This is a genomic window from Bacillus cereus group sp. BfR-BA-01380, assembly GCF_022663535.1.
Lineage (GTDB): Bacteria > Bacillota > Bacilli > Bacillales > Bacillaceae_G > Bacillus_A > Bacillus_A cereus_BB.
The window spans coordinates 1-319 of record NZ_JAKUFS010000109.1 but is presented as its reverse complement, the minus strand read 5'-3'; the positions used below and the strand labels follow the sequence as shown (position 1 = coordinate 319).

Below are 319 nucleotides of genomic sequence, written 5' to 3'. Positions count from 1 at the left end.
CCTGTGAGAGTAGGACGTTGCCAGGCAAATGGAGGATTAGCTCAGCTGGGAGAGCACCTGCCTTACAAGCAGGGGGTCGGCGGTTCGATCCCGTCATCCTCCACCATATAATCTTAAATGTCGGAGGGGTAGCGAAGTGGCTAAACGCGGCGGACTGTAAATCCGCTCCTTCGGGTTCGGCAGTTCGAATCTGCCCCCCTCCACCATTTCGATGGGCTATAGCCAAGCGGTAAGGCAACGGACTTTGACTCCGTCATGCGCTGGTTCGAATCCAGCTAGCCCAGCCATTTAAGAGCCATTAGCTCAGTTGGTAGAGCAT

General features: G+C 55.2%; 3 tRNA genes. All 3 read left to right on the top strand.

The features are described 5' to 3' along the window. Nucleotides 1-30: 30 nt before the first annotated feature. Nucleotides 31-106 (top strand) — tRNA-Val (locus MR076_RS26140). Nucleotides 107-122: 16 nt separating this feature from the next. Then, nucleotides 123-206, top strand: a tRNA-Tyr gene (locus MR076_RS26135). A gap of 6 nt (nucleotides 207-212) precedes the next feature. Beyond that, nucleotides 213-287, top strand: a tRNA-Gln gene (locus MR076_RS26130). Nucleotides 288-319 lie beyond the last annotated feature (32 nt).